Source organism: Lysinibacillus sphaericus OT4b.31 (assembly GCF_000392615.1).
Lineage (GTDB): Bacteria > Bacillota > Bacilli > Bacillales_A > Planococcaceae > Lysinibacillus > Lysinibacillus sphaericus_B.
Genome location: NZ_KB933398.1, coordinates 1,030,248 through 1,052,709, shown reverse-complemented (window position 1 = coordinate 1,052,709; position 22,462 = coordinate 1,030,248). Strand labels below are relative to the sequence as shown.

At 35.7% G+C, this 22,462-nt stretch carries 26 protein-coding genes; 11 read left to right on the top strand and 15 right to left on the bottom strand.

Annotation, left to right across the window (positions count from 1 at the left end):
* Position 1 precedes the first annotated feature (1 nt).
* A complete protein-coding gene (gene argS / locus H131_RS04810; RefSeq protein WP_010857942.1) occupies positions 2-1,669 on the bottom strand; it encodes an arginine--tRNA ligase in 1,668 nt (555 codons plus the stop codon).
* On the bottom strand, positions 1,669-2,100 hold the full coding sequence (locus tag H131_RS04805) for a YwiB family protein (RefSeq protein ID WP_010857941.1): 432 nt from the start codon (positions 2,098-2,100) through the stop codon (positions 1,669-1,671). The genes argS and H131_RS04805 overlap by 1 nt, the downstream gene beginning before the upstream one ends.
* 329 nt (positions 2,101-2,429) lie before the next feature.
* On the opposite strand from H131_RS04805, the gene H131_RS04800 reads away from it, so the two are divergent.
* Entirely contained in the window at positions 2,430-3,371 is a 942-nt protein-coding gene (locus tag H131_RS04800; RefSeq protein ID WP_010857940.1) for a threonine ammonia-lyase, read from the top strand.
* A gap of 11 nt (positions 3,372-3,382) precedes the next feature.
* Positions 3,383-3,571, top strand: a complete 189-nt coding sequence (locus H131_RS04795) for a RidA family protein (RefSeq protein WP_010857939.1) — start codon at positions 3,383-3,385, stop codon at positions 3,569-3,571.
* Between the two features lie 472 nt (positions 3,572-4,043).
* Here H131_RS04795 and H131_RS04790 read toward each other — a convergent pair whose 3' ends face one another.
* The 4 genes from H131_RS04790 to H131_RS04775 form a co-directional block, all read right to left on the bottom strand.
* A complete protein-coding gene (locus H131_RS04790; protein WP_010857938.1) occupies positions 4,044-4,460 on the bottom strand; it encodes a hypothetical protein in 417 nt (138 codons plus the stop codon).
* Positions 4,461-4,607: 147 nt separating this feature from the next.
* A complete protein-coding gene (locus H131_RS04785; protein WP_010857937.1) occupies positions 4,608-5,426 on the bottom strand; it encodes a hypothetical protein in 819 nt (272 codons plus the stop codon).
* 189 nt (positions 5,427-5,615) lie between these two features.
* Entirely contained in the window at positions 5,616-5,984 is a 369-nt protein-coding gene (locus H131_RS04780) for a hypothetical protein (protein WP_010857936.1), read from the bottom strand.
* Positions 5,985-6,087: 103 nt separating this feature from the next.
* Positions 6,088-6,534 carry a hypothetical protein gene (locus H131_RS04775; RefSeq protein ID WP_010857935.1) on the bottom strand — a complete coding sequence of 149 codons (447 nt, stop codon included), beginning with the start codon at positions 6,532-6,534 and terminating at the stop codon, positions 6,088-6,090.
* A gap of 217 nt (positions 6,535-6,751) precedes the next feature.
* Here H131_RS04775 and H131_RS04770 point away from each other — a divergent pair, with 217 nt between their 5' ends.
* The 5 genes from H131_RS04770 to H131_RS04750 all read left to right on the top strand — a co-directional run bounded on the left by H131_RS04770 (position 6,752) and on the right by H131_RS04750 (position 10,178).
* Entirely contained in the window at positions 6,752-6,964 is a 213-nt protein-coding gene (locus tag H131_RS04770; protein WP_010857934.1) for a helix-turn-helix domain-containing protein, read from the top strand.
* Between the two features lie 556 nt (positions 6,965-7,520).
* Positions 7,521-8,651 (top strand): RNase A-like domain-containing protein, encoded by a 1,131-nt coding sequence (locus H131_RS04765; protein ID WP_036129828.1) that lies wholly within the window; start codon positions 7,521-7,523, stop codon positions 8,649-8,651.
* Between the two features lie 68 nt (positions 8,652-8,719).
* Positions 8,720-9,088 (top strand): RNase A-like domain-containing protein, encoded by a 369-nt coding sequence (locus H131_RS04760; RefSeq protein ID WP_010857932.1) that lies wholly within the window; start codon positions 8,720-8,722, stop codon positions 9,086-9,088.
* Positions 9,089-9,101: 13 nt separating this feature from the next.
* Positions 9,102-9,689, top strand: a complete 588-nt coding sequence (locus H131_RS04755; RefSeq protein WP_010857931.1) for a hypothetical protein — start codon at positions 9,102-9,104, stop codon at positions 9,687-9,689.
* A 171-nt stretch (positions 9,690-9,860) separates the two neighbouring features.
* Positions 9,861-10,178 carry a hypothetical protein gene (locus tag H131_RS04750; RefSeq protein WP_010857930.1) on the top strand — a complete coding sequence of 106 codons (318 nt, stop codon included), beginning with the start codon at positions 9,861-9,863 and terminating at the stop codon, positions 10,176-10,178.
* A gap of 190 nt (positions 10,179-10,368) precedes the next feature.
* Here H131_RS04750 and H131_RS25230 read toward each other — a convergent pair whose 3' ends face one another.
* The 8 genes from H131_RS25230 to H131_RS04715 form a co-directional block, all read right to left on the bottom strand.
* Entirely contained in the window at positions 10,369-10,995 is a 627-nt protein-coding gene (locus H131_RS25230; protein ID WP_230491823.1) for a hypothetical protein, read from the bottom strand.
* A gap of 29 nt (positions 10,996-11,024) precedes the next feature.
* Entirely contained in the window at positions 11,025-11,501 is a 477-nt protein-coding gene (locus tag H131_RS25225; protein WP_010857928.1) for a hypothetical protein, read from the bottom strand.
* A 12-nt stretch (positions 11,502-11,513) separates the two neighbouring features.
* Positions 11,514-11,930, bottom strand: a complete 417-nt coding sequence (locus H131_RS04740) for a hypothetical protein (RefSeq protein ID WP_010857927.1) — start codon at positions 11,928-11,930, stop codon at positions 11,514-11,516.
* A 2-nt stretch (positions 11,931-11,932) separates the two neighbouring features.
* The gene (locus H131_RS04735) at positions 11,933-12,514 is read right to left on the bottom strand and encodes a hypothetical protein (RefSeq protein WP_010857926.1); all 582 of its coding nucleotides are present in this window, start codon (positions 12,512-12,514) and stop codon (positions 11,933-11,935) included.
* 429 nt (positions 12,515-12,943) lie between these two features.
* Positions 12,944-13,573 carry a hypothetical protein gene (locus H131_RS04730; protein ID WP_010857925.1) on the bottom strand — a complete coding sequence of 210 codons (630 nt, stop codon included), beginning with the start codon at positions 13,571-13,573 and terminating at the stop codon, positions 12,944-12,946.
* Positions 13,574-13,593: 20 nt separating this feature from the next.
* Positions 13,594-14,169, bottom strand: a complete 576-nt coding sequence (locus H131_RS04725; protein ID WP_010857924.1) for a YozE family protein — start codon at positions 14,167-14,169, stop codon at positions 13,594-13,596.
* Positions 14,170-14,415: 246 nt separating this feature from the next.
* Positions 14,416-16,710, bottom strand: coding sequence for a phage/plasmid primase, P4 family (locus H131_RS04720; RefSeq protein WP_010857923.1), 2,295 nt, complete (start codon positions 16,708-16,710; stop codon positions 14,416-14,418).
* A gap of 72 nt (positions 16,711-16,782) precedes the next feature.
* Complete coding sequence (locus H131_RS04715) at positions 16,783-17,055, bottom strand: hypothetical protein (RefSeq protein ID WP_010857922.1); 273 nt, start codon at positions 17,053-17,055, stop codon at positions 16,783-16,785.
* Positions 17,056-17,208: 153 nt separating this feature from the next.
* Here H131_RS04715 and H131_RS22995 point away from each other — a divergent pair, with 153 nt between their 5' ends.
* From H131_RS22995 to H131_RS25220, 3 genes are read left to right on the top strand one after another with little or no spacing between them, the layout of a single operon-like run.
* The gene (locus H131_RS22995; RefSeq protein WP_010857921.1) at positions 17,209-17,901 is read left to right on the top strand and encodes a helix-turn-helix domain-containing protein; all 693 of its coding nucleotides are present in this window, start codon (positions 17,209-17,211) and stop codon (positions 17,899-17,901) included.
* Positions 17,902-17,959: 58 nt separating this feature from the next.
* The gene (locus H131_RS04705) at positions 17,960-18,757 is read left to right on the top strand and encodes a tyrosine-type recombinase/integrase (RefSeq protein WP_230491822.1); all 798 of its coding nucleotides are present in this window, start codon (positions 17,960-17,962) and stop codon (positions 18,755-18,757) included.
* Entirely contained in the window at positions 18,754-19,143 is a 390-nt protein-coding gene (locus H131_RS25220; RefSeq protein WP_329600443.1) for a site-specific integrase, read from the top strand. Before H131_RS04705 ends, H131_RS25220 begins: the two co-directional genes overlap by 4 nt.
* 48 nt (positions 19,144-19,191) lie before the next feature.
* Here H131_RS25220 and speB read toward each other — a convergent pair whose 3' ends face one another.
* Entirely contained in the window at positions 19,192-20,064 is an 873-nt protein-coding gene (gene speB, locus H131_RS04700; protein ID WP_010857920.1) for an agmatinase, read from the bottom strand.
* 312 nt (positions 20,065-20,376) lie between these two features.
* On the opposite strand from speB, the gene H131_RS04695 reads away from it, so the two are divergent.
* Positions 20,377-22,437 (top strand): transglycosylase domain-containing protein, encoded by a 2,061-nt coding sequence (locus H131_RS04695; RefSeq protein ID WP_010857919.1) that lies wholly within the window; start codon positions 20,377-20,379, stop codon positions 22,435-22,437.
* Positions 22,438-22,462: the final 25 nt, after the last annotated feature.

The window sequence follows — 22,462 nt, the reverse complement described above, 5'->3', positions numbered from 1 at the left end:
GTTACATTTTTTCTGGCGCTGATACACCAATTAGACGTAGAGCATTTGCAATTGTCGTACGCACTGCTGTTATAAGCGCTAAACGAGCTTCTGTTAGTTGTTTATTTGAAGCATCTAGTACTTTTTCAGCATTATAGAAACTGTGGAACGCTGCTGCTGTTTCTTGAATATAGTTTGCGACGCGGTGTGGGGTACGGTGCTTAGCCGCATCAGCCACTACTTTCGGGAAGTCACCCACTTTTTTCAATAAATCAATTTCTTTTTCAGCAGTTAACAAGTTAAGATTGTCTGTTGAAGCAGCAAAGCCTTGTTCACTTGCAGAACGTAAAATGGAAGAAATACGTGCATGTGCGTATTGCGCATAGTACACTGGATTTTCGTTAGATTGTGATACAGCAAGGTCAAGGTCAAAGTCCATATGAGAATCCCCTGCAGTTTTCACGAAGAAGTAACGCACTGCATCCAAACCGACTTCTTCTACAAGCTCACGCATTGTCACTGCATTCCCTGTACGTTTTGACATTTTGAATTTCTCACCGTTTTTGTAAAGCTGAACCATTTGAATAACTTCTACTTCCAGTGTATCGCGATCATAGCCTAGTGCTTGAATAGCCGCTTTCATACGTGGAATATACCCATGATGGTCTGCTCCCCAAATGTTAATTAGCTTATCGAAACCACGCACAATCTTATCTTCATGGTATGCGATATCAGGTGTCAGGTATGTGAAAGAACCATCGTTTTTAATCAATACTCGATCTTTGTCATCGCCAAATGTTGTCGAACGGAACCAAGTAGCACCCTCTTCTTCAAAAACATGACCATTTCCTTTTAATTTATCTAACGCTACTTCAATTTTGCCGTTTTCATATAATGAAGTTTCAGAATACCATACGTCAAAGTTTACACGGAAATTCGCAAGGTCCGTTTTTAATTTGTCTAACTCTAATGCTAAACCGTGTTGACGGAAGAAAGCAAAACGTTGTTCATCAGGATTTGCTAAAATCGTGTCGCCATGCTCCTTCGCCAGTTTACCAGCGATGTCAATGATATCTTGACCGTGGTAGCCATCCTCTGGCATGTCAGCATCCATACCTAAAGCTTGTTTATAACGTGCTTCTAATGAGTAAGCTAAGTTATTAATTTGATTCCCGGCATCATTAATGTAATATTCACGAGATACCGCGTAGCCTGCCATATCTAGTACATTACATAATGAATCCCCAACAGATGCACCACGCGCATGACCTAAGTGAAGATCACCCGTCGGATTTGCTGATACGAATTCTACTTGAACTTTCTCGCCTGCACCAGCATTCGAACGACCATAGTTAGCCCCTTGCTCTAGTACCGCCGTTACGACACCTGCTAAGAAATCTTTACGAATAGTAATGTTCATGAAACCAGGACCTGCAATTTCTATTTTCTCGATATCCGTCCCTGCTATTTCAAGGTTTTCCAAAATCGCTTCTGCAATTGCACGAGGTGGTTTTTTTGCTAGTTTTGTTAATTGCATCGCGATGTTTGTTGCATAGTCACCGTTTGCCTTATCCTTTGGTGTTTCAAGGTGAATATTTAATTCTGTGCCAGCTTCGACTAAGCCTGCTTTTTCTACAGCCTGTGCAATCGCCGCTTTAATGGCTTGTTGTACTTGTTCTACTGCGTTCATCATTTTACCTCCGTAAATGTAATGTCTAATGTATAATTGCCGACGGATTGCCCACCCATTAATAAGTCGTACTGCACATAGAAATCTCCGCTTACTGCTTGTCTTGTAAACGCCATGTTTTTCGTTCTAGTCATGAGTGGCATCGAACCGAATTCACTTTCATAATGTCCTATTTGTTGTTCAACAGTATTGAGTGGTAAGCGCATTTTTACTGCTCCAGCACGCATAATAAGTGCCCGTTCCTTACCTAGCTTCATCGTCGTGCGGATTGTTTTCTCTTCCTGCACTTCTTCATATTTCAAATACAGACTATCTGCTTTTTCAAATAATTGCCCATTCAACCACATTTCAAATGTTTCGGACTCACCATCAATCGGACGAATCGTAGAAATGAGCTTAATGTTCACCTGCGATTTTGCTTCGTTCACCATCATGGACGCTCCCTTTTATTCTTTTTACTATAACCTTTTTATTATAGGATGAATGCCACCTTTTTTTCAAGATAGAAGTAAGGGATGTTTCATTGTTTGGCAGAAAAAGATAAAAGTTTTGTCATGCGCAATAAACATAGAAGCTACTTCATATGTGCATTTTTGCATTATGTGATTTCCAGCACACGCCTTCCCTTTATTAACTTTGGACTGATCACTGATTTGTTACGTAGTTATCCACTAAAGTTATTGACAGGTATTCCCTTAAAGAATACAGTTAAACTATTAATTCAGAACATTCAATCTACTAATGAGGCGAGGGTTGCTATATGTTAACACTTGAAAAGATTCAAGCTGCCCAAATAAAAATTGCACCTTATATTTTTGAAACACCAGTTGTACGTTTGTATGGACTCGACGATATTTTAGGTTGTAACGTTTATGTAAAAGCAGAGAATATGCAAAAAACTAATTCATTCAAAATACGTGGTGCCCTCCATAAAATGCTTTCGATGCCAATTGAACAATTACGACAAGGTGTCGTTGCCGCTTCCTCCGGTAACCACGGTAAAGGTGTTGCTTACGCAGCAAAGTTATTAAATATTCAAGCTACAATTGTTTTACCAGATACAGCACCAATCATTAAAGTTGAAGGTATACGTGCACTTGGAGCAGATGTTGTGCAATGTAAGCTTACCGAAAGACATGCAATAACAGAAAAACTAAGTTTGGAACATGGATACGCTGTCATTCACCCATATGATGACTATGATATTATGGCGGGACAAGGAACGTTAGGGTTAGAAATCTTAGCACAGTTGCCTCATGTCAATACGATCGTTGTTCCAATTGGTGGTGGTGGACTAATTAGTGGCATTTTAACAGCTATAAAGTCTTTAGCACCACACATCAAAGTTATCGGGGTTGAACCTGCTGGCGTTTCACGCTACGCAAAGAGCTTAAAGGCCGGCGAAAGGTTACTTTTAGAAGAACAAAAATCGTTGGCAGATGCTCTCTTACCTTTACAACCTGGTGAGCGAAATTTCCCCATTGTTCAAAAACTTGTTGATAGCGTTGTTAGTGTAGATGAAGATTTTATATATAAAGGAATGAAAACCTTGCTATTAGAAGGAAAGTTTATGGCAGAACCATCCTCCTCCATAGGTATTGGGGCTGCTCTTCAGGGTATTTTGCCAATTGCCAAAAAAGACAATATTTGCTTCCTTATTACAGGTGGCAATGTCGGCTTAAATCAATTACAGACGTTGTAGGAGGTAGTTAAATGAAGCTCATATTTTTAGATAAAGAACCTACAGGGCATTATACGCCAGGAACCATTAGTAACGGTCATTTATATATTTCTGGTCAAACTTCAGCGGATCCAGTTACTGGCAAGCCTGCTACAGATGGTATTCAAGCTGAAACGATATTGGCTCTTCAAAAAATGGAGGCTGTGCTAAAGAGGCTGTAGCAGAACTATAAATATAAATAAAAGGGTGTTCCATTTTACTAAATATGGAATACCCTTTTATATTATCTGTTTGCGACTATTGCTTCGCTTTCGTCGCTGAATTTTATAGTCATTACTGCTACTTTATTTCACCCAACCTAAAATGGAGTGGATGCACGTTACAACACAAATAGATATCTAAACACTGATATATCAACGTTTACAGAATTATTCACATTTATCTATTCTGCAAAATACTGCATTAAAACTCTTTAGAATGGGGCTAATTGGGGCTGAATTTGGGGCTAATTATTAACGCTTTGGTGGGCATGTTTGTATGAATGACATATCTAGATTGGGGCTAATTGCTTCAATCTTTTTTGTTGGTCAATTATACGAATAACTTACTTACATAAATAAAGCACTGTTTGGCACAGTGCATTGCTTAGATCTTGTTGAATATTACAAATTTACGTTATGAAAGTTGATGACATTATACTCTTAAAGAAATACCAATAAAAAAGGCTTCTTTTAATATTCTCTCAATATAAGCTTCATTTATATATTCTTCTCGATCATTATCATACACTACAAAAATCCCATCGTCATTAGTGCTGATTTCTGCAAAAAATTTTCTTTCTTTTTGTTCACCATTTGATGAAAACTTAACTCTATAGAATGTAATAACATCAGATGCGTAATTAACATCTAAAGCTCTATCATAAGCTTTATATCTGATTTGATCATTATCTGCAATAATATCAGTTAGTTCTTCTATTGGTTGAGCAAAATCTTTAAATTGTGCTTCTACCAATTCCTTCACTACTTCTACTGATTTCATATTATCTTCTTGTGCTCTACGTAATAACTCTGCTTGAACACTACTTCTCCAACCTTTATCAATATTCATAAAACTATCTCCTACCTTTCACTTACTTAATTCGACAAAAGGAAAGGATTTCCTGCAACTTTAGACATAAAAAATAACGCTAGCTTACGCTGCATATTCTTCCTAATCCACAATAAAAAAACACCTGCCGTAGCAAGTGCTCAGTTATTACAATCCCCATTGTTCTTTAAATTTAGTTAAGATTTTCATTTTGCTACCATCATCACCTGACACATCTGGATGAAACTTTTTAGATGCCATTCTATAGATTTCATGTAGCAACTTCTTTTCGTCCTCGCTGTAGTTACTAGATGCAACAGTTGAGTAACTACTCCCACTGTTATTATTAAACTGTTCTTCAAATCGTTTATAACTTTCTTGTTTACTTTGATTTATATATTCGTCACGCGCTTTTTTATCCACTTTTAGTTTCTCTAGGTATTCTGGATTGCGTAACTCTCCAAAAACATCGTAGCAGTAATTATATGTATTGGCTCCGTACTCCGATTCAAATTGCGCTTTGTGTGTAGCATATAAGGTCGTGATTTCATCATATTTTTGTCTAGTCTTGTATTCTTCTGACTGCTGGAACTCTGCTTCTATTTGTTCAACTAATGGATCTATTTTAGTACCAATGATTTCATGAAAAGTATCTTCATCTATTTCCATATCAGCAAGCTTTTTTTTCAAAGTTTTACTTACGATAGAATCACCATACCAGGACTCAGCTAGATCATAATAATCCACAGTACATATAGCCCACTGTTTCTTTTTAACCTTACCTTCTTCTCTATAGCTATGATGAATACTAATTTTATAAGCATCCCTAATCGGTCTTTCAAAACGTTCATCACTATAGGTATATGAGTAGTGAATTTGTGGTTTGTCATCCCCTACTCTCCAGTTATTAACTTGTACTTTTAATTCTTTATGAGCACCATATTCGTTTGGTTTCTTCTTCTGTATTTTTTGAATGACACAAAACACTCATATCATCCTTTCTTGTATGTAGGTACTAGATACATTAACTTGGTAACTACATTATAATCTATGAATATTTTCGATAAAAGAAGTACCTACTGTTTCACAGGCACTTCTACCTCGATTAATTTATCGTAGTTACTAAATGAAGTGAAAGAGTAACTACAATCATTTTTTGGTACATTTTAAATAAACTCAAACGCTTTGTATTTCTGCTTCACCAGTAGTAACCTTACTCGTTTGCTCTGTGCCTTCGATTACTGTGTCATACAATTCTTGTGCATGAATGTTAATGGTATTGATTTCTTCTGACATTTCTTTGAATAACGGAAAGAATGCCATATCAATTAAACGTAATGTATCTTTTATTTCATTGATTGCACAATACGCCATTCCTCGGTCTTTGTCCCAACCTTTATGAACAATCTCATCAATTCTATCCATTAAATGTGCTACTGCCTGTTGTACAACCTCTAATTGAATCATCTGTGCAGATAAACTATAAAAATTGTTGCTATTTTCTAGTACCACTTTTTCTAATATGTGTTGTGTTTGTTGTTGCATGTCATCATTTCCCCTCTATATATGTTTTATTTGTTTGATACTGCATTTAAAAGTAATTGTTTATTGTGGTCAGACATGACGCACCATTCTTTAGCTGTCACTTTCATGTGCTCACACTTCCTTTCAATGGAACGCCTTTAAATGCCATTTGCAAACGCTGGCGCATAATAGTTACTTCCACATCAGTTAATAACTTGTGGTATTTCATAATGCGTGTTAAACGATGTGTATGCTTGTGAGCGTCTTTCACCTGGTCAAGCTGCATCATTTTATTGTGGATGTACTCATTGCGTTGCTGGATAGTTTTCGATTGTTCTACTTGCGATTCATCTACTGAATTATTCTTAATCCACTGCTCGTCTACCCACACTTTCGCACCGCATTTGCAGCACTCATAAAGATACTCGTTTGTAAATTCTTTTGTGTTGCTGTCCACAATGATTGTGATCTCTTCTACCTCGCCAGCAAATTTAGCGAGTGTTTTATCAAAAGACTGTGGATGACACTCTGGACAAATCTCGTTAATGTATTTTGTTGCTTGTTTACGCATGGTTCATCTCCCCCTTTCCTTTGTTACAGCATGTCGGCTATTTCTTGTCCATTCACCGACTAACCTTTGATGGTCTTTCGAAACACTATATAAACTTAAAGTTCAACTTCATGAACTTACAATACAACTTAATGAATATTAAGTCAACTATTTATGAATAAAAAGTTTAACTTTATGAACTTTTAGTTTATAATGTATATAGAAAGGGGATTATGTCATGTCATTTGATTACAAACCGTTTTTTAAGACACTTATCGATAAAGAAGTAACAAGAGAACAAATAAAAAAGGACCTTCAATTGTCTCCAGCAACAATGGCTAAGCTGGCAAAAGGAGAAAATATCTCCATGAGTGTGGTAGACAAATTATGCGATTACTTAAAGTGCGAGGTAGAGGATATAATCTCTCATGTAAAATCGAATAAAGAATAAACGAAAAACACTCTCGGCTGATCATGCAGCTGAAAGTGTTTTTCTTTTGGCCAATATAAAAAGCAACCACATTTCTGCAGCTGCTAAATTATATATATATTAATTATTAAGAGCATGTTTTAAAAGATTAAAAGAATAAATGATTAAGATTCAGAATTTATAGGGTCATACTTACTCCTACAATGGATTTCAGCATTTCAACGGTAGGACACTGCGGTGGGACTTTACTAGCAAATTAACTATTATTGCCATCCATCATGGAGTGGTCATTTATTTAAAAGTTAAATGGATTTTATTATAAATATAATTGAAAAATTTTCAATATCCTCAATAAGTTACTTTAAACCTCTTAATAACCCTTCTAATTATCGTATTATTCCATATTTTCGCAAAAAAAATAATATTCTTGGTGTTTAATATTTGTTCCTAGTGAGAATAAATTTACTTAATATACAAAATTACACACCTAAAAATGAATTGCCAATACAACTTTGGTAACATATACTAATTATTGCAAAAAAAATGCAGAAAACATAAATTATAGGTGGTTTTGTATATGGTTCGAAGTATTCCCGGTTCTAAACAAATTAGTACATATGTCACAAACAGTTCTAAACTAACAAAAGGCTTAAGTAAAATGGCCGCAAAAAAAATATCAAACTCAAGCACTAGTAATTCATCTAAAGGTAGTAAACACATTCCTAAACGAGTTATAACTGAATCAAAAAAATCTGCACTAGAAGATGCTGTAAGGTCACACGTTACTAACATAAAATCTAATTCAAGTTCTAACAATTCAACTACCATTAGATCTGATACTGGTTATCAAATTTTTTATAATGTTGATTCATCTAGTATTGGTAGTACAACACTTAACAATCTCTATTCTACTAATAGCATGGACGGCGTGAGAATAGCATCGTTAGATACCGTTGAAATTTCGGGTGACTCAAGACAACTATTTGCGGCTAAATCTTCCAATAATAAATATTTGGATATTGCAGGAACTGTTTTTGATATTGTAACTGATTTTATTCCCGGGGTCGGTACTGCAAAAGACATTTATAATGTCTATAAGACAATAGTAGACCCTAAATCAAAGGTTGCAGATATAGCATTGGCTTTAGTTGACTTAGTTCCTGGACCAAGTGTCAGCAAGTTGAAAAAATTTGCGGATGTAATTATAGACAAATATAGTTTAAATAAATCTACTGCAAAAAAATTAACGGATGCTTTAGTTAAAACATCTGCTGCAAAAATCCGAAAAATAGATATAGATGATACGAGAAAACTTGTTAACGCATCTGAGGGTAAAGGTCTCTCTGGACACACAAAAACAACGCATCTAGAAATTACAGATGAAGCATTACAAAATCGATCTAAAACCAAAGCCAAAAAAGGTGCTAGTAAATTTTCAAGTAATAAAGTAATGAATGAATTTATTAATACTGTTTTAGTAAAAGATGCTGATAAGATTGCTTCTTGGTTAAAAAGTAATACTACACGTGACTATGCTTCCGGTACCCACAAATCAAATAGCCCTTTAGGGTATGGATTTAAATATAATAATAAAAAGAATTCATATGAGAGATCTGACAAACTTAATACAGGTTTAGTAGTATTAGAGAAAAATGCTAGTAATGAATATGGCTTTATCGTGAAAACAGCATATCCATTGGTTAAATAAACAAAATATTGAAGTTTTGTTTATTGTTTATTAACATAGTTTTTATACATTTTAAAGGAGTTGAAAGAATGATATCAAATAGAGAAATAATGTTTTATGATTTACCCAAAGAAGAACTAGAGAAAAAAATAAGAATTTCATTTAATGATATTACTTGCTTTTATAACAGAGATATGGCTATTGAAATTGTCAATGAAATATTGAATATGCATAGTGAAGAAATTGCTCAATGGTTATGGGAAGACTCCAGTGATTCCCGTAGACGCATTAGATTAGACTCTAGCCATCAATATCCGATTGGCTATGGCATTTCACAACGCACAAAACAAAAGTATACAGATCTAACAAAAAGTTATATTATTTTGGAGAAATCAGGAATTTCCGAAGAAGGATTTTACATTATCTTCACGGCGCCGTTAATAGAATACAATGAATAAGGGAGTTATCTGAATGGAAAACCTTGATGAAACTAAGTATTTTTTACAAGCTCATTTTTACCCACTGATTGAATGGGAACAACTTGAAGATGCGGTTATTGATCATAGGAAACTATCTAGAAAAGAACGCTTAAAATTCAAAGAAGAAATCCTATATCTTAAACAACTGTTGGCTAAAAAACAATATGATAAAATACAAGATATTATTAATGTCAATGACTTAGAATATACCCAAGTATGTGATGTTAAAGAAATACAAAGACTAGTGAATGAAGTTTTACCTATTATCGAGAAATATGAATATAAAGAAGACATTTCTTATGTTCCTTTGAAAGCTCTAAATTATATTTTTGATACAATTATTATTCCAACGAAAACATTTTTATCTTTTGATTTTATTGCTATCGATATTCAAAGAGAAGGGGATACATTTATTCAACATTTCAAGCAGGATTTGCAATATATTGAAAAGGCCTTTAAAGAGAGTGATGAAACAAAGATTGGAAAAATACTGCAAATTTCGAATAAAAAAGGTGTTTCTATTTTTGAATCTGAATATAGAGATTCTTTTATTCAAGAAGTTATGGAGAAATTATCATAACTATTCAAGTATGAAGCTAGCCGTTAATTTTGGCTGCTGACCTCTCCCACTACCGTACTTACGGTTCCGTATACGGCGGTTCAATCTCTGGATTAAAATAATTATGTACTTAATCAAAAATTCCCATCAAAATGCAATGTATAAATAAAATTTATACAGGAGTAAGGCAACATGGATTCATTTTTAATAAATGATAAATTATGTAATGTTAACATCGTTCCTTATGAAGATAAATGCGGACTAAGAGACGACGGAACTTATTTGATTTGTTATAGAGGGTGGAATGTCGATTTCCACTACGATGAAAAAGAAATACTATACGCTTCTATATCTGAAGAAGAATCCCATATAATTAGATTTGGAAGCTTTCCATTTCCTACTTTCGGTAAAGATATAGAAATAGTAAAAGAATACTTACAGGAAAAACACGGAATAAAAGATTTTCGATATTATGACCCAGACAGTGATGAAGGTTATAAAAATTTTTAATCATGAATTAGAAAATGACCAAGACGGCAATTAAGCTATCTTGGTCATCTTTTTACTTATTATGTCATTGTTGAATCGTAATGTACAAACCAATCAAACGATCCGTAGTCATAATACCATTCTGTAAATTCTTCAAATGTGATTTCTGAATGATCCCATCCCCGAAGTAAGTGTTTTAAAATGTACTATATTATTCTCCTGTTGAAAGTGTATATAGAAGAGCAGCTTTATTGTCGCGTGCTTTACCAAATGCAAATTGTTTCGCTACATAAAGGTTGCAATCTTCTAAAGCAAGTGTTTGATCAAATTTTTTAACATTTATTCCGCCACCAATGAATGCATCGTTACGACCTTCCACAAAGAATAATAGCTCCCCATCATTCATGAACTCTGATTCCAGCACTTTCACATCAAACGGAATGGCTTGTACATATTTACCGTCCTGTGTTAGTACTGTGCAACGCGTTTCGATTTCGATAGCGTCCACTGGATTTGCGATAACGTACACTTTACCTTTAACTTTTACTTTTTTACCGTTTTCCTTCACTGCTAGCTGTTTAATCACGCTGCTAAGCTCATTAACGATTGTCGTTGAATTTGCAAGCGTTAACGTACCTGTGGATGTTTTATCCGAGTAACCCGTACCAGGAGCATTACCACCACTTAAATCTTTTATTAAACCGATTGGTTCATCTACTTCAGGACCAGCACCACGTAAGAAGCCTTGCTCTAAAGCTAGATTGAACGTTTCAACGATTTGAGTTCGAACAAAAGCCTCTACCCATACAGGACCATAAGATTCAATGTCCTTTGGCACCACAACGAATGCTGTTAATTTTCCTTGTGTCAGGTCTTCTTGAATAGAACATCCAATTGACCTTTAATTTCACCAAACACTTTACCCCACACAGCTGTTCCGGTCGTGTCTGATTGAATGATTTTTGTTTTAATTCCTGTTGTACGAATTCCTAGAGCATTTAATAAAGGATGGTCTGTTGTTAGATCCTCAAAAATACGGTCAATTGTTGTTTCAGGTAATAATACTTCATCTTTTGTTCCAACGTCCGTTGTAAGTGTATTGAAGAATTTGCGTTCCGCCGAATTTAAAATATTACTTGCTGGAGTTTCCCCGTATACCTGTGAACGACTCACTTCATCTTTGATAACGCTTTGTAAGTCATTTACTAAAGCATTTTGCATTTCACTCCACGCTTGTTCTTGTGATTCAAATGATTTTTCTTCTTTGATTGCATTCACATACTGTGAACGTTTTTCGTTATAATTCGCCATTGGTTCAGCTTTCCTGTTAAATTTAATTACCATTAGTAAATCCCCCTATAAAATAATTTTTGTAATTGTTATTGAATAATCTTCATTTTCTTTGAGCTGTCCGCCTAACTTTTTAAATAGTTCGGCTTCAGCTCTATAGATTTCATTAATTTTGCGTCGGAAGAAGTCATGGACAATTTTTAGTCGCTCGTCTTCCGTTTCGTGCTCACAGTTGTAATGGAATGTGTATTCCATCGTTAATGGTTTGATGCGGTTAAAACGCTCGTGTTTTTCTTGAATACGCGCCATAGTTCGACCATCGAAATTCAAAAATTTCTTCTGATTAAATGTAGGTGCTTCATAAGCATCGAACAACGGTTGCGTTTCTTCTTTTAACGCTTTGCACTCTGCTACATATTTGATTTTTGGTGTACGCTGCTCATACATGGCAATGCGTTTTTGATACGAATTTAGTCGTTCCATACTTACTTAGACACCTCCATTTCTTTTAAAAGATTGATAATCGATTGAACCTGTTCACCAGCTGTTACTCGAACTAAATTCGATTTCGTTACTTGGAATAATGGGAATGGCATTAATTCCATTTGTTGTTTTTTAGGTAAATAATTTCGTAATAAAACCACGTCCAAACGTTGCTTTTCTAACATTTTCAGTTCGTTTGCAATTGTTTGTAATTCTTCCACATCTTTTAGTACTACCTTATTTAATCGAGCCATCGAAGCGTCGTACTGCTTAACAACTGCCTTCATTTCCTCGTTAAACTGCTGTACAACCGTTTCTGCTTCTTCAACTGTAAACTTTTCTATTCTGCTCATATAACCTGGTGTAGCAATTAAGTTTTCTGCTTGCTGGATAGACCATTTTAAATCCAAAATATCTTGGTGGATTGATTCAAAGTCCCAACGATCTTTCGCGTTTTTCAATGACGATTCCGCTATTTTTAAACGATCTCTATTAATTTCTAAATCACGCACAAATTTGCTACGGTCGTTTTGAGATTGGATTTTCGTTAGTGCTTGTATGCTTTTACTGAACTTATGCTGCATGTTTTCACCTCCTCTCAAGGGAATAGCGCTTAAAACGCTCTATTTGCTTTGTACTGTATTTTCACATCGAGATGGAGGAAATTTACCCCTCCCCCCTATACGCGCGTAAATAGCAATAAAAATTTGGAGAGTTAAGGCCCTCCCCGGTCCCTGGATGAAAAAATATTTTCAAACCTTATGACCCGGGGGGCATCACAGAGTCACATCTTAATCACCCCTTTCAAAAATAAAAAGCCCACAACTTACACATCGCTGTGTAGTCATGGACTTCTAGAGTCTCTCAAGTTTGATATTTGTTTTTGTTTTACACTTCACGCATTGGATCCTGATGTCGCAATCATTGTTCACCAGTTTGAAATTACCTTCTGCTTCACCTAACATTTTATTACACTTAGGACATCTAATTTCTTTCATTATTTGGTCCACTCCTTATAGGTTGTCTAATCCGTTCATCAGCTGCTTATAAATATTTTGCCTTTTACGTTCATCTTCTTCATGTTGCTCTTCAGCATCTACCTCCACATGGTATAAAGGAAATTCATTATCCTTCTCTGCTTCTGCATCTTTATAGACTTGCTCTAGTAGTTTTAAATTGCGCTGAATTGTAGTGCGTAATAGCTCGTAGTCCACCTTCTGATTATGTTCAAAATAACTTTTGAGTGTTGTTTGGTCTTGGTCATTCAATTGATTGCATATCTTTTTGAAGCGCTCGTATTGAAGCCGTATGCGTTGTATGCGCTTTGCATATGCTTTCTTCTCATCGATAATCATAAGCGCGAGCGTTTCTGTTTTACTTGAAAGCGAGTAATCATTATCGTACATCGGCACACCGTAACTAAATTCGTACAGCTCGGCCATGTGTGCTGCTTGTTTCTTTTGTAGGTAGTTAGCTAATTTCTGCGCTTGGCCATCCATCCACAATGAATACATTACTCTTCTGATACGATGTTCTAACTCAGTGAAGAAGTTCTCATTATTTTCTCCTATCTCGTATGGTGTACCAGCTGTAACGATTGCTAACTGTTCGCCAAATTCTTCTGAAATAGTGGTACTGTTCATGCGGTACACCATCCTTTCAACTATACCCAATAAATACTTTCGGCTGTTTTTTCAATCAACCATTTACGTTTCTTTAACACTTTGCTTCTGGACATATACAGACAATCCGCGATAATTAACCAGTCTTCACTCATGCCACTACGGTTCCAATACCGCATATCGACGATAGTTTTTAAATCTTCGTCTAGCTCACTGTAGATTTGCTCAATGGCTTTCGTGATAGTTGTATATCTTTGTATAAAAGCATCTTCAGCGGGATTTTCACCTGATTGTGATAGTTCCAATTCACGATGTTGCACACGTTTTTTATTTTCTTTAAAGTTTGTCCAATAGCTTTCTAGTACTTCTATTTCAAATTTTTCTAATCTCATGTGCTGTTTCCCCTCCACAATTGAATGCTGTGATTTAAAAAATTGCCATGATTTTTCAAATGACTGTAAACATAAGTAACTCGCATTTTGTGAAAGTAAATAACTGTACAATTCGTCATATGAATTGCTATCTGGGAACTTCGGATCTTCATTGTTGTCTCTTGCTAAATCCCCGATTGGCGAATCTTCGTTAATATATTGTAGGATCCATTTTTTAAATGTCATTGGCTTAACTCCTTTTTCACTTTGTCGCAACACGTTGCGTTTTTGTTGCGGAAATGTTGCGGAAGAAAATCAGTATTATCAAGGGTTTACCTATTATTTATTATTTGTTGCTTAAAAAATATAAAAATAATAAGGGTGTATGTTCTATTGCTATATAACGCTACTCTTCACACACCCTATGAATAGACAAATTTCTTTCCGCAACACGCAACAAGTTTATCCCGAAATACCGAAAAACCTTATTTATCAAGGGTTTGCGAGTTTAAAAAATGTTTCTTTTTGTTGCGATTCTTGTTGCGCTTTTAATTTGAATCCCTTTTTGACTTTAGAAACACCGTTAATAGTAACCCGTTTATCTTTCCATTCCATATTTAAGCGAGTTGAAACTAATTCTTTGAATCTACTATTTGTCAACGGTGTAAGCATGTTATCTTTACACCAAACTTGATAATCTTTGATAACATTTTCTCCAGTGTTTTCTTCAAAATAACTAATACTAAAATTCGCGAAATAATCTAACCACGGATCGTTTTGTTCAACAAAGGCATCTAGTATTTCTTGACACTTCTCATTTGGTGTTAATTTATCTGGATTATTGTTGTTTAGCAATTTAAACAAAGTATCTATTGCCAATTTCAACACATATTCTCTAGCAGATTGTGATGAAATTTCCCTTTGCGTTTCTATGTCTGATAAACAATCTGCATCTTTTGAAAAATTATGATTGAAAGGTAAAATCCACAATCTTCGATTTATCGCGTTCCCTTGCTCGGCAAACCTAGGAAGATGATTAGAAGCGACTATCATAGTAGTCGTAATTCGTACAGTTGTGGAGTCCTTACCTTTTCTTTCAATTTGTACTAATCCGCCAGTAATTATTGTTTTGAGATCTCCACTATCTTCTATTTGAAAATCAGGATTATCATCAACGATATTACTCAGTTTTCCGTAGATAGCAGCACTCGAAAAATTGTTAGTTGATAACTTATGCGGACTTATAGCGGAGATGTTACCACCTTCAGAATCGAATGTTTGATAAATCATATTGATTAAAGAACTTTTCCCATTGCTAGCAGATTTCCCATACAAATACCAAAGCTTCGGCACTAAAATACCTGGATAGAGAATGCAAGCAAACATTTCTTTTATATTTTCAATACTTGGTAAATGATTCTCGGTCACTTTAGTTAAAGTGTTTTCTATAAATTCGTTATAAGCTGCTGGATTATAATTTGTGGCTACTTTTTGAAGCACAAAATATTTTGGTGTGAATGGTTCTAATGTTTTTTCTTTGAAATTAATTAATCCATTGCCTACTACAATATAATCCGAATTTACTTCCTTCACTATTGAACAAGTTTCTTCTATATAACGTAGAACTTCATTGATTTGATTGTTTTTCAGCGTTTCATCATAATGCCTAATTACGCCTTTTATCGCTCGTCCGCTTGGATCAGGCTCATATATGCCACGTTTTTTATGGTAATAATAAAGATCTCCATGAATATTTGGATAACGAACGATTGAATATTCCCCTATTACTTTTTTTCCTAATAAATGATGTAAAAAGGTTGTAGTATTATTAGCATTTTTCGAAAACCATTCAAATTGTTTCTGGGGTTTTTCTTCTAAAGTAAAAGTATTTTCACATTCTTCTATTGCTTTATTTAATAATTCGATACCATAAGTAACTCCGTTTCGTGGACGGTCATATTTTTCTCGCATCAAGCTAGATTTACGAAAAATAGAATCGCACATTTGAAAATCACAGTTGCACCAAAAAACCAAATCATTTGCGAACGCCATATCTGCTTCTGATTGAGAACTATATGATTGTTCCCAACCCCCAAACATAAATTTCATAAAGCGCTCGCTTTTCTTACTAGCTAATGCGTGTTTAATAATTTCACCTTCTGGAAGTGTTGCCTTACCTGTCTGTCCTTTATTTATTTGTGGATTAGCGGGCTTTTCACGTTTGAGCACCTTATCAAGAAAAGAGTCTAATTGTGGACCACCTTTATTAATAGGTAAATTGTTGAGTGCTTGTCCTGTGATTGTTATATATCTTTTTTGATCATAAATTTCATAACCAGACTTAGCATCTTTATTTTTATGCTTTGTCTTGTCATGTTTATATTCCACCCACACATGAATTCCTTTACCTGATGGAGAAATTTCTGCATATGACATTGATGTTATTTCACTTGCTAATGCATCTAAATTGTCAGTGTTCTCTAATCCATCTATATCAATACAAGCGTATTTATCTGCATCTGAGAGCACAAATCCAATGCCATCATATTGACCACCTTTGTAGTCACCTTCGTTATACACTTGCATGATGGTTTGAAAATCTCCCCAGGTTGCTAAATCTGTAGAATCTGCCGGAGAACCATTTGATTGAAAAGGAAGCTTATCGAAATTTTGAGTTTCCTTATTGAGTACTGCCTTCCACAGAACAAATTGTCTACGCTGTTTTAATTCCTGTGGTATGTACTCCTCTTCAACCAGTAATATTTGTTCTTTCTCTTTTATTGCCACTTTTTCACCGCCTTGTTGCTATGACATCGTTGTTTATTCCTGTACACGCTCACCAAAAGCATTTTATTTTTTTTACCATTCTGTACGTAAAATTTCCGTAATTGCCTCTATTGTTGGTTTATAAAAGTACCAACGTTTTCTGTTTTTCTTAACTTCATGTAAATTAATGCGTGGATCACGTAAGAATTCTTCCTCTATAAAACGCTCACTCATTGATAGCTTTTTAGCTAGGCCTTTTACATCGACTAATAACAATGCTTCATCTGCGATTTCATTTGCACGCTTTTCTAGTTGGTCACGATATAATCTTTCATCAATAACCAATTCAAGGTTTGCCGGAATCATCTAACCTCTCCTTCCTGAATAATAATAACGCAAATTGCGTAACTAATTTGAATTATACACCACTTAACGCAATTTGCAATATTTTTATATACTTTTTTTTGCAAATTGCGTTAAATAAATATATACTCTTATTAATGAAAGGAGTGCAATTTAATGAATATAGGGGAATTTATACGTAAAAAAAGGAAGGAAAAGAAACTTACTTTAAAACAATTAGCCGACGAAATCGGATTATCCCAAACATATTTATCACAAATTGAATTGGGCGATAGAAAAGCTTCCCCAGAAATTATTAAAAAGCTAGCAAAGGTTTTTAATCTTCCACATTTATATTTAATGGAAAAAGCCGGATACACCGGAAAAACTGACAGAATGGAAAATTTAAGAGCTCAATTACTCTCTTTACAAGAGGAAAAAATGAAACACAACATACACTCTGCGCAAATTGCTGTTGGGTTAACTAGAAGTGATTTAAGCGAGGAAGATAGAAAGTATGGGGAAAAAATTTCTGATAATACTAATTTAGCAATTCAGAGATTAAATGAAGCAATTAAAGAAACCCAAAATTATATCGGAGCTTTAGAAGCGTTGGAAAATGGTCTTGATTTAAGTAGGGAACTAAATAAAAATTTCGGTGGTTTTGGTAATCTTGAAGAAATACCAATAGAAGAAATTAAAAGCACGCTAGAAAAAAGCGGGTATCCTGTAAAGGTATCGAATCAATCACAAACAGATCTCGAAACTTTTTTTAATTCGGCTCAAGAGATTACAATTAATGGTAAAATATTAACCGATGAAGAAAAGCAAAAGGCGTTACAAATTTTGAAATTAACTTTCGATAAATAATTTATATTTCATCCCTACACACATGCTCACCAAAAGCGATGAAGGGAATGTAATTAAATTGGAATTAGTTAAATCAACAAAAGAAAAAGAAGTCTATTCTTATCTCAATAACAAAGGTGAAAAATTGTGGATGTTCCGCCACAAGTATTACGATGGCTTAACAGGTAAACGGAAAGAGAAGAAAAAAAGTGGCTTTAAAACAGAAAAAGCAGCAATAAAAGCCTTATTCGAAGTGAAGGCTCAAACGCTGCGTGGTGAAACAAAGTATATTGAAAATGATAACTTAACTGTTGGCCAATGGCTAGATATTTGGTACGAAACCAACCATAAAAAGTGGAAGCCTGCTACTGTAATCCAACGCGAATCATTCATTCGCCTTCAATTAAAACCGCTTATAGGATCGGTGAAATTAAAGAAACTAGATAAAGTTATCTATCAAAAATACTTTTTGAATAAGTTAGAAGGCAAATACAAGCCCTCCACAATACGTTCATTTCATGTGATTATGAGAACAGCAATCAACGCTGCTATTGAAGAAGAAATTCTAATACGGAATAAACTTACCGGAGCTGCTTTACCCACTAAAAGAGAAGGTATAAGTGAGGATAACTATTTATCACCTGATCAACTAAGTCTATTTTTAAACTTTGTGGAAGAAAATGAGGATATTACACATTCCACACTTTTTCATTTACTCGCTTATACAGGTATGCGTAAAGGTGAAGCGCTAGGGCTTCAGTGGAAGAACATTGATTTTAAAAATCGTTCAATCGAAATTATTAGGCATCGCGGAACACACGGTGTGGGCTCCACAAAGACCAAAAATAGCGAGCGAACGATAAAAGTTGAGAAATAGTTATTGCACAATTAGAAGCTTATAAAAAGGCTCTGAAACCGATTTTATTCAAATATGGTCAAAAGCTTGAATCGTTTACATTTATATTTTTATCAATCGGTTCCTGTAAGCCACTAGCACCAACAGGGGTAAACGCTAACTTTAACCGTATGATCTCTCTTGCTGGATTATTAAAAACAACTGTTCACGGTTTACGGCATACACATGCCACAATACTCTTAAACAATGGTATACCAGTAAAAGCTATTGCCGAACGTTTAGGGAATACTCCTGAAATGGTCCACACTGTTTATGGTCATATTCTAAAGGAGCTCGAAGATAAGACTGTAAATGTCTTTAGCGAGACGTTACTACAAAGTGGGGCTAAAAGTGGGGCTAGCTCTTAGCACTCCCCCACTTCAACCCTTGTTATTACTGACTTTCTACTTCGCTATCTATTTCACCCAACCTAGAATCATTTCTCTCAACAATTTCGAGGCTGTGTTCGCTGTCATTTCAGACGAATCATAGATTGGGGCAACTTCAACTAGGTCAAATCCTACTACATTCACACCACTTGCTGCAATGGCATGTATCGACGCTAGTAATTCTTTTGATGTAATACCGCCACAATCCACTGTCCCCGTACCTGGTGCATGCGCTGGATCTAGCACATCTATATCAATTGTAACGTATACATTACGGCCTGCTAGTGTTGGTAATACTTCTTTTAATGGCTCTAGCACTTCAAACTTCGAAATGTGCATTCCGTTTACTTTTGCCCAATCAAATTCTTCCTTCATGCCTGAACGAATACCAAATGAATACACATTTTTTGGCCCGATATGCTCTGCAATTTTGCGTATCGGTGTCGAGTGAGAAAGTGGTTCTCCCTCATATTCAACACGTAAATCTGTATGCGCATCAAAGTGAATGATCGCTAAATCTTGGTATTTTGCAGAAACGGCCTTCATCACCGGCCATGACACTAAATGCTCGCCACCCATGCCGACAGGAATTTTGCCATCTTCTAATAATTTCACTATGAATTTTTCAATTTCATCTAGTGAACGTTGTGCATTCCCAAATGGTAGTGGAATATCTCCTGCATCAAAATACTTGACTTCATCTAATTCCCGGTCTAAATATGGACTGTATTCTTCCAGACCAATGGATACTTCACGAATACGTTGTGGGCCAAAGCGAGAGCCCGGGCGATAACTAACTGTCCAATCCATCGGCATGCCATAAATAACCGCCTGCGCATCCTCATACGTCGGATGACTTTTTATAAAAACATTTCCAGAATAAGCTTCATCAAATCTCATTTCTAGCCCTCCATTAATATCTGAACTTAACTTTTTGAAATTCACTACTATCGTAACTTCACTTATGGACTTACAGGTTTGTAATGAAACCTCAATACCCGCATCCTCGTATACTTTATTGGAACGACTAGCAAAATTCGAGTAAAATCTACAAAGTGTGATACTTTTGTCGAATGCTATCATTTCAAACAGTACAAAAAAAGTATAGATGTTTTTGAATAAAGTGCAATAGTTTTTGCTTATAATTTCGATTAAATAAGAATGTTCAGACACATACTAAAGCTAAGTTGTGAGAAAACGAGGTGAAGTCAGATGAAAAGAAAAAGTTATCAACGTAAGCAAAAGCGTGTGAAACGTACACGCAAAGCATTTACACTTTTTGTCGCCTTTGCATCTGCAATTGTAGTAGCATTCATAGCGTTACGCGTCTATGTGCAAGTGGCTGGTGCACCGCCATTAACCGTACCAAAAGCTTCAATATTTTTAGACGAAAACGACAACCAGATTGGGGATCACTTTAAAAATGAGCGTCGCTATTGGGTCGATCTTGATGAGATGTCACCCTATTTAGTAAAAGCAGCCGTTGCCGTTGAAGATAAAGATTTTTATAAGCATAACGGCTTTGACTTTTCCCGTATTGCTGGCGCGATTTTAGTTGATATTAAAGCAGGTAGTAAAGTACAGGGTGCAAGTACAATCACCCAACAGTACGCTCGAAATCTGTATTTATCCCATGAGAAGTCATGGACACGGAAAGCAAATGAGGCAATATATGCTTATAGATTAGAAGTTTTTTATGACAAGGATGAAATTTTAGAGGGCTATTTAAACACAGTGTACTATGGACATGGCATGTATGGTGTAGAAGCAGCTAGTAGGTATTACTACGGGAAGTCTGCTAGTGATTTGACGCTAGCTGAAGCCTCTATGTTAGCAGGTGTCCCCAAAGGACCAAGTATTTACTCGCCCATCGCCAATCTTGAAAAGGCGACCAATCGTCAACATGTTATTTTAAAACTTATGGCCGATCAAGGTGCCATTACCCAAGCCGAAAAGACACGTGCTGAAGATGAACAACTGGTCTTAAAAAATGAAATGTGGGTAGCTTCTAAGTCCATCGCGCCCTATTTCTTAGACGTTGCTTGGCAAGAAGCTAGTGAAATCCTGAAAACAAAAAATCTAGACATCAGTGAAGGTGGCTGGACCATTCAAACAACGCTCAACCAAGGACACCAAAAGGCAGCTGAAGAAGCAGTTGCTAGTAATATGCCTGCTAACGACTTACAAGCCGCATTCGTCAGTATGGAATCTAAAACAGGTGCTGTCACAGCGCTCGTCGGTGGTCGGGATTATGCAACAAGTTCCTTTAACCGGGTCACACAAGCAAAAAGGCAGCCAGGCTCAACTATTAAACCAATTTTGTATGCCGCTGCTTTAGAAAATGGCTATACACCACTGACTTTCTTAGATGTTGGACAAACAACTTTCACCTATGATAATGGCCGTGCAACCTACGCACCTAAAAACGTGAACGGTGAATTTGCAGAGCATGATATGACGATGGCACAAGCCATAGCGATTTCCGATAACATCTATGCGGTCAAGACACTAGAAGATATCGGATTCAAAAACTTCCATGATATGGCAAACCGTTTTAGTGTGAGTATTGGTGCTAAAGACAATTTATCGCTTGCTCTTGGGACCGTTGAAACAACGTTATATGAGATGGCTAATGCTTATAATATTCTAGCGTCTCAAGGTCAAAAAACGTTACCGACAACCATTATTTCCATTAAAAATGCTAATGGTGATATTATCTACGAAAATAAAGAAGTCGACAAAAAAGCAGAGACAGTAATTTCCAAAGAAGATGCCTATGTTCTAACTGAAATGATGACAGGTATTTTCGATCCAGTGTTTAGTGATTATTCGCCTGCTACAGGGATTGCGATCCGCTCTCGTATGACACATACGTATGCTGCAAAGTCAGGTTCTACCAATAGTGATCAGTGGCTAATCGGCTATACCCCGAATTTAACAGCTGGCGTTTGGAACGGCTATGATCAGGGCAAAAACCTATCTGCAAAAGAAGACATGGCTGCTACAAAGCAAATATGGATAGACTTCATGGAAAATGTCAACAAAGGCACTAAAAATGTAGATTTCTCAAAACCAAAGGATGTTAAAGGTGTCGTAATCGATATTGAAACAGGTAAACTGGCAACAGATGCCTGTCCAAAACAACGTCTCGTTTATCTCAATACTCAAGATGTTCCGACAGAAAAGTGTACGAACTTCGATATTCTCGATAGCAATACATGGGGAGAGTTTTGGAATATGCTACCGTTCTCCATTTTTAAAGGACAAGGATAAAAATGCAAGGCACAAGGAACTTTTT

Coding starts and splice junctions, on each gene's coding strand:
- argS (WP_010857942.1), bottom strand. CDS start 1,669: ATGAACGCAGTAGAACAAGTACAACAAGCCATTAAAGCGGCGATTGCA.
- H131_RS04805 (WP_010857941.1), bottom strand. CDS start 2,100: ATGGTGAACGAAGCAAAATCGCAGGTGAACATTAAGCTCATTTCTACG.
- H131_RS04800 (WP_010857940.1), top strand. CDS start 2,430: ATGTTAACACTTGAAAAGATTCAAGCTGCCCAAATAAAAATTGCACCT.
- H131_RS04795 (WP_010857939.1), top strand. CDS start 3,383: ATGAAGCTCATATTTTTAGATAAAGAACCTACAGGGCATTATACGCCA.
- H131_RS04790 (WP_010857938.1), bottom strand. CDS start 4,460: ATGAATATTGATAAAGGTTGGAGAAGTAGTGTTCAAGCAGAGTTATTA.
- H131_RS04780 (WP_010857936.1), bottom strand. CDS start 5,984: ATGCAACAACAAACACAACACATATTAGAAAAAGTGGTACTAGAAAAT.
- H131_RS04775 (WP_010857935.1), bottom strand. CDS start 6,534: ATGCGTAAACAAGCAACAAAATACATTAACGAGATTTGTCCAGAGTGT.
- H131_RS04770 (WP_010857934.1), top strand. CDS start 6,752: ATGTCATTTGATTACAAACCGTTTTTTAAGACACTTATCGATAAAGAA.
- H131_RS04765 (WP_036129828.1), top strand. CDS start 7,521: ATGGTTCGAAGTATTCCCGGTTCTAAACAAATTAGTACATATGTCACA.
- H131_RS04760 (WP_010857932.1), top strand. CDS start 8,720: ATGATATCAAATAGAGAAATAATGTTTTATGATTTACCCAAAGAAGAA.
- H131_RS04755 (WP_010857931.1), top strand. CDS start 9,102: ATGGAAAACCTTGATGAAACTAAGTATTTTTTACAAGCTCATTTTTAC.
- H131_RS04750 (WP_010857930.1), top strand. CDS start 9,861: ATGGATTCATTTTTAATAAATGATAAATTATGTAATGTTAACATCGTT.
- H131_RS25225 (WP_010857928.1), bottom strand. CDS start 11,501: ATGGTAATTAAATTTAACAGGAAAGCTGAACCAATGGCGAATTATAAC.
- H131_RS04740 (WP_010857927.1), bottom strand. CDS start 11,930: ATGGAACGACTAAATTCGTATCAAAAACGCATTGCCATGTATGAGCAG.
- H131_RS04735 (WP_010857926.1), bottom strand. CDS start 12,514: ATGCAGCATAAGTTCAGTAAAAGCATACAAGCACTAACGAAAATCCAA.
- H131_RS04730 (WP_010857925.1), bottom strand. CDS start 13,573: ATGAACAGTACCACTATTTCAGAAGAATTTGGCGAACAGTTAGCAATC.
- H131_RS04725 (WP_010857924.1), bottom strand. CDS start 14,169: ATGACATTTAAAAAATGGATCCTACAATATATTAACGAAGATTCGCCA.
- H131_RS04715 (WP_010857922.1), bottom strand. CDS start 17,055: ATGATTCCGGCAAACCTTGAATTGGTTATTGATGAAAGATTATATCGT.
- H131_RS22995 (WP_010857921.1), top strand. CDS start 17,209: ATGAATATAGGGGAATTTATACGTAAAAAAAGGAAGGAAAAGAAACTT.
- speB (WP_010857920.1), bottom strand. CDS start 20,064: ATGAGATTTGATGAAGCTTATTCTGGAAATGTTTTTATAAAAAGTCAT.
- H131_RS04695 (WP_010857919.1), top strand. CDS start 20,377: ATGAAAAGAAAAAGTTATCAACGTAAGCAAAAGCGTGTGAAACGTACA.